The organism is uncultured Arenimonas sp., from assembly GCF_963976025.1.
Classification (GTDB): domain Bacteria; phylum Pseudomonadota; class Gammaproteobacteria; order Xanthomonadales; family Xanthomonadaceae; genus Arenimonas.
The window spans coordinates 1-4,590 of record NZ_CAXBJS010000203.1 but is presented as its reverse complement, the minus strand read 5'-3'; the positions used below and the strand labels follow the sequence as shown (position 1 = coordinate 4,590).

The 4,590-nt window shown below is 68.2% G+C and carries 5 protein-coding genes and 1 pseudogene; all 6 read right to left on the bottom strand.

Annotated features, from left to right (window positions below):
• Positions 1 to 150: 150 nt before the first annotated feature.
• Positions 151 to 1,026 carry an RNase adapter RapZ gene (gene rapZ, locus AACZ35_RS12680; protein WP_339829868.1) on the bottom strand — a complete coding sequence of 292 codons (876 nt, stop codon included), beginning with the start codon at positions 1,024 to 1,026 and terminating at the stop codon, positions 151 to 153.
• Entirely contained in the window at positions 1,023 to 1,973 is a 951-nt protein-coding gene (gene hprK / locus AACZ35_RS12675; protein WP_339829866.1) for an HPr(Ser) kinase/phosphatase, read from the bottom strand. Before hprK ends, rapZ begins: the two co-directional genes overlap by 4 nt.
• 4 nt (positions 1,974 to 1,977) lie before the next feature.
• Positions 1,978 to 2,448: a PTS sugar transporter subunit IIA gene (locus AACZ35_RS12670; RefSeq protein WP_339829864.1), complete on the bottom strand. Its 471-nt coding sequence runs from the start codon at positions 2,446 to 2,448 to the stop codon at positions 1,978 to 1,980.
• 3 nt (positions 2,449 to 2,451) lie between these two features.
• Positions 2,452 to 2,778: a ribosome-associated translation inhibitor RaiA gene (gene raiA / locus AACZ35_RS12665; RefSeq protein ID WP_339829870.1), complete on the bottom strand. Its 327-nt coding sequence runs from the start codon at positions 2,776 to 2,778 to the stop codon at positions 2,452 to 2,454.
• Between the two features lie 131 nt (positions 2,779 to 2,909).
• On the bottom strand, positions 2,910 to 4,334 hold the full coding sequence (locus AACZ35_RS12660) for an RNA polymerase factor sigma-54 (protein WP_339829862.1): 1,425 nt from the start codon (positions 4,332 to 4,334) through the stop codon (positions 2,910 to 2,912).
• Between the two features lie 30 nt (positions 4,335 to 4,364).
• A pseudogene (locus AACZ35_RS12655) lies at positions 4,365 to 4,590 on the bottom strand (lipopolysaccharide ABC transporter ATP-binding protein); the annotation flags it as partial.

Genomic DNA, 4,590 nt, shown 5'->3' with positions numbered 1-4,590 from the left:
AGATCGTGAACCCGGATTCGGGCTCGATCAGCAACCACGTGATGGTGCGTCCGGGTACGAACTAAGCGATACCGGGGACGGGTGCATTTTCCCAAGGGAAATTGCACCCGTCCCCAGCCCGGACAAAACGGGGCCTTCGGGCCCCGTTTTTTATTCCAGCTCGCGGTGGAAGGTGAGAACGCCGTCGCGGCCGTGTTCGCGGCAGTGCGCGGCCAGGCGTTCGGCCAGGTAGACCGAGCGATGCCGGCCGCCGGTGCAGCCGAAGGCGATGGTGAGGTAGCTGCGGGTGCCGGCTTCGAAGCGCGGTACCCAGGTGTCGAGGAAGGCGATGACCTGGGCCAGGAATTCCTGCACCTGCGGGTCCTGGTCGAGGTACTCGCGCACCGACGCATCGCGGCCCGACAGCGGGCGCAGGCGCGCGTCCCAGTGCGGGTTGGGCAGGGCGCGGGCGTCGAAAACGAAGTCCGCGTCCGCCGGCAGGCCGCGCTTGTAGGCGAAGGACTCGAACAGCAGCGACATGTCCTGGTGCGTGCCCACGCCGAGCGCGGTGATCACTTCGCGGCGCATCTGGTGCACGTTCATGTCCGAGGTGTCCATCACCAGGTCGGCAATGGCCTTGAGCGGCCGCAGGCGCACGCGTTCGAGTTCGATGGCGTCGGCCAGGGCCAGGCCGTCGTGGCTGAGCGGGTGCTTGCGGCGCGTATCGGAATAACGCTTGAGCAGCGTGTCGTCGCGGGTCTCGAAAAACACCAGCTGGTGGTCGATGCCCATCTCGCCCAGCGCCGACAGCCATTCCGGGATGCGCGCCAGGTCCGAGGCATTGCGCACGTCGATGCCCACGGCCAGCCGGCTGGCACCGCCTTCGCCGCCCGTCACCGAGCGCACGAATTGCGGCAGCAACTCCACCGGCAGGTTGTCGGTGCAGTGCACGTCCAGGTCTTCAAGCGTCTTGAGCGCCACCGATTTGCCCGAGCCCGACAGGCCGGTGATGACGTACAGCAGGGGACGGGTCGGATCGGCGCTCATTCTTTTTCCCCCTGCTGCAGGAAGGCGCTGTGCCGCGCCAGGAAGGCCGCCGCCGGGTCCATGCCCTTGCTGCGCAGCAGGTGCAGGCGCACCGCGGCTTCGGTCAGCACGGCCAGGTTGCGGCCGGCGGCCACGGGCAGTTCGACCACCGGCACGTCCAGGTCCAGCACCTTGCGGCTGTGGGTTTCGCCGGTGATGCGGGCCATGGCTTCGTCGCTTTGCTGCGGGGTCTGTTCCAGGTGCACGACCAGGCGCAGGTACTTGTTCCGCTTCACGGCGGTGTCGCCGAACATTTCTCGGATGTTGAGCACGCCCAGGCCGCGCACTTCCAGCAGGTCCTGCAGAAGCTCGGGGCAGGTGCCGTCGAGTACGTCGGGCGCGATCTGGGTGAATTCGGGGGCGTCGTCGGCGACCAGGCGGTGGCCGCGGGAGATGAGCTCCAGCGCCAGCTCGCTCTTGCCGGCGCCGGAATCCCCGGTGACCAGCACGCCGATCGAATAGATTTCCATGAACACGCCGTGCAGCGTGACGCGCGGCGCCAGCGAACGCGCCAGGTGGTACTGCAGCAGGTTGAGCAGCTCGTAGCCGCGCCGCGGCGACACCCACAGCGGGGTTTCGCTTTCTTCGGCGGCGTCGCGCAGGTCGGCGGGGCAGGACTGGTTCTGGGTGATCACCATCGCCAGCGGCCGCGATTCCATGATCTTGAGCAGCACTTCCCAGCGCGTGCGCGCGTCCAGGCCATCGAGCCAGGCCAGTTCGGCCGAGCCGATGATCTGCACCTTGTTAGGGTGGATGACGTTGAGGTAACCGGCCAGCGACGGGCGCCGCGAGAGGTGCTCGCCGCGTTCGATCAGGCGTTCGGCGCCGCGCTGGCCCGACAGCCAGCGAAGCTCGAGCCGATCGCCCAGTTCTTCGAAGAGTTCGCGGGCTCTCAGGCGGTCGGTCATGGGATCAGCCGGCCTCGGGGTGGCTGGCCTGCCAGTCCGCCAGCAGGGAGTGCAGGGCCGCCGCGTCGCGGGCGGCGCGCAGCTGGTCGCGGAAGTCGGCGTCGCCGAACATTTCCGCCAGCTGCGAAAGCAGCATCAGGTGCTGGGAAGAAAAATGTTCCGGCACCACCAGGGCGAACACCAGGTCCACCGGCATGCCGTCGGGGGAGCCGAAGTCCACCGGTTCGGCCAGGCGCAGGAAACAGCCCACGGCGGAGGCGACCTTGGCGCTGCGGCCATGCGGGATGGCGACGCCATGGCCCAGGCCGGTGCTGCCCAGGCGTTCGCGGCCGACCAGGCTGTCGAAAACGGCGCGCTCGAGCTCCGCATTGCCCTCGGCGAGCAGGCCGGATGCCTTTTCGAGCAGTCGTTTCTTGCCGGGGATGGGACCCGGGGCGATCACGCGCCCCGGGCTGAGCAAATCGAGCAGATGCACGGCCTAGCCGAAGCTGTCCGAACGGGCCGCCGATTCGCCGCGGTGGTGGTCGGTCATCTTTTCCTTCTGCTTGATCAGCAGGCGGTCGAGCTTGTCGGCGAGCATGTCGATGGCGGCGTACATGTCGGGGGCGACGGCGTCGGCGTGCACGGTCTTGCCGGCGGTGCCCACGGTGGCCTCGGCCCTCTGGTCGAGCTTGTCGACGGAGAGGATGACCCGGGCCTCGGCGTGGTGGTCGTAGTGGCGGTTGACGCGCGCGAACTTGTCGTTGACGTAGTCGCGAAGGGCCGGGGTGACGTCCATCTGGTGGCCGCTGATGTCGATCCGCATGGTCACGATCCTCCTTGGTGGGTGCAGCTACAGGTAATCACGCCCGATGCTAACGAGGCGTGACCGAGGTCAAGTCTTTGGGGAGTTTGCGCATCTTTGCGCCGGGACTGGCATGGGCCATTGGTTTGGCCTCAGGCCAGTCGCTGCCGCTCGTTGGAGGCGGGGATGTTCATGGATTCCCGATATTTTGCCACGGTTCGGCGGGCCACGGGGATGCCTTCGGCCTTCAGGGTTTCGGCCAGTTTCTGGTCGGAAAGCGGGGTGCGCGGGCTTTCGGCCTCGATCAGCTTGCGGATCATGGCCTGGATGGCCGTGGCCGAGGCCGACCCGCCGTGTTCGGTGGCGATGCCGGAGCTGAAGAAGTGCTTGAATTCAAAGGTGCCGCGCGGGGTGCGCAGGTACTTGCGGGTGGTCGCCCGGGACACGGTGGACTCGTGAAGGCCCAGTTCCTCGGCCACCTCGCGCAGGGTGAGCGGGCGCATGGCCTCGTTGCCGTGGTCCAGGAAGCCCGACTGCTGGCGCACGATGGCCCGGGCCACCCGTTCGACGGTGTCGGCGCGGGTTTCCAGGCTCTTGATCAGCCAGCGGGCCTCCTGCAGCTGGCCGCGCAGGTAGCTGTCGTCCTCGCGGCTGGCCTTGCCGATCAGGCCTTCGTAGTGGCGGTTGATGGCCAGGCGCGGCCGGCTGCCGGCGGCCAGGCGGACCTTCCAGACCCCGCCCTGGCGGTAGGCGATGGCGTCGGGGGCGATGTATTCAGGTTCGCTGCCGCCCACCTGGGCCCCGGGTTTGGGGTCGAGCGAGCGCAGCAGGGCCACGGCGGTGGCCATGGCCTCGGCGGTTTCGCCGATCTGGCCGCCCAGGCGGTCGGCGCCCAGGCGGGCCAGGGCGTCGAGGTGGTCCTTGCACAGTTTCGTGGCCAGGCCCAGGCCGGGGGTGTCTTCGCTGAGCAGGCTCAACTGCACGCACAGGCATTCGGATAGGCAGCGGGCGCCGGCGCCGACCGGGTCGAAGTGCTGGACGATGTGCAGCACGGTCTCGATTTCGGCCTCGGAGACTTCGAGCTCCGGGCGCAGGGCAGCCTGGATGTCGGCCAGCGGGCCTTCGAGGTAGCCGTCGTCATTGATGGCTTCAATCACGGCCTGGCCAATGGCCAGGTCGCGCGGGCCCAGGTGGCTTAGCTGGAGCTGCCAGACCAGGTGGGCGTGAAGGTCCACCGGCGCGGCGGCGGTGAGTTCGTCGGGTTCGCCGCCGTCGTTGCTGCGGCGGTCGCCGGCGGGGGCTTCGTACCATTCGTCGACTTCTTCGCGTCCGAACTCGTCGGGCTCCGGGGCGTCGCCGGGGGTGTCCTCGGGGCTGGGCTCGTCGGGCTTTTCGCCTTCGGGGCGGTCGTCGCCCTGGTCTTCGTCGCCGCGTTCGAGCAGGGGATTCGATTCCAGGGCCTGGTTGAGCTCGGTTTCCAGCTCCAGGGCCGACAGCTGCAGCAGCCGGATCGCCTGGCGCAGCTGGGGCGTCAGGGACAGCTGCTGGCCAAGTCGGGTCTGGAGGGTCGGCTTCATGGCGATCCGCTGGGGGAGGCGGGCTTGCGTTTACAGGCGGAAGGACTCGCCCAGGTAGACGCGTCGCACGTCGGGGTTGGCCAGCACCTCGTCGGGCGTTCCCCGCGCGAGCACGCTGCCTGCATTGAGGATATACGCGTGGTCGCAAATGCCCAAGGTCTCGCGGACATTGTGGTCGGTGATCAGCACGCCGATGCCCCGGGCCTTGAGGTGGCGCACGATCTTCTGGATTTCCCCGACCGAAATCGGGTCGACG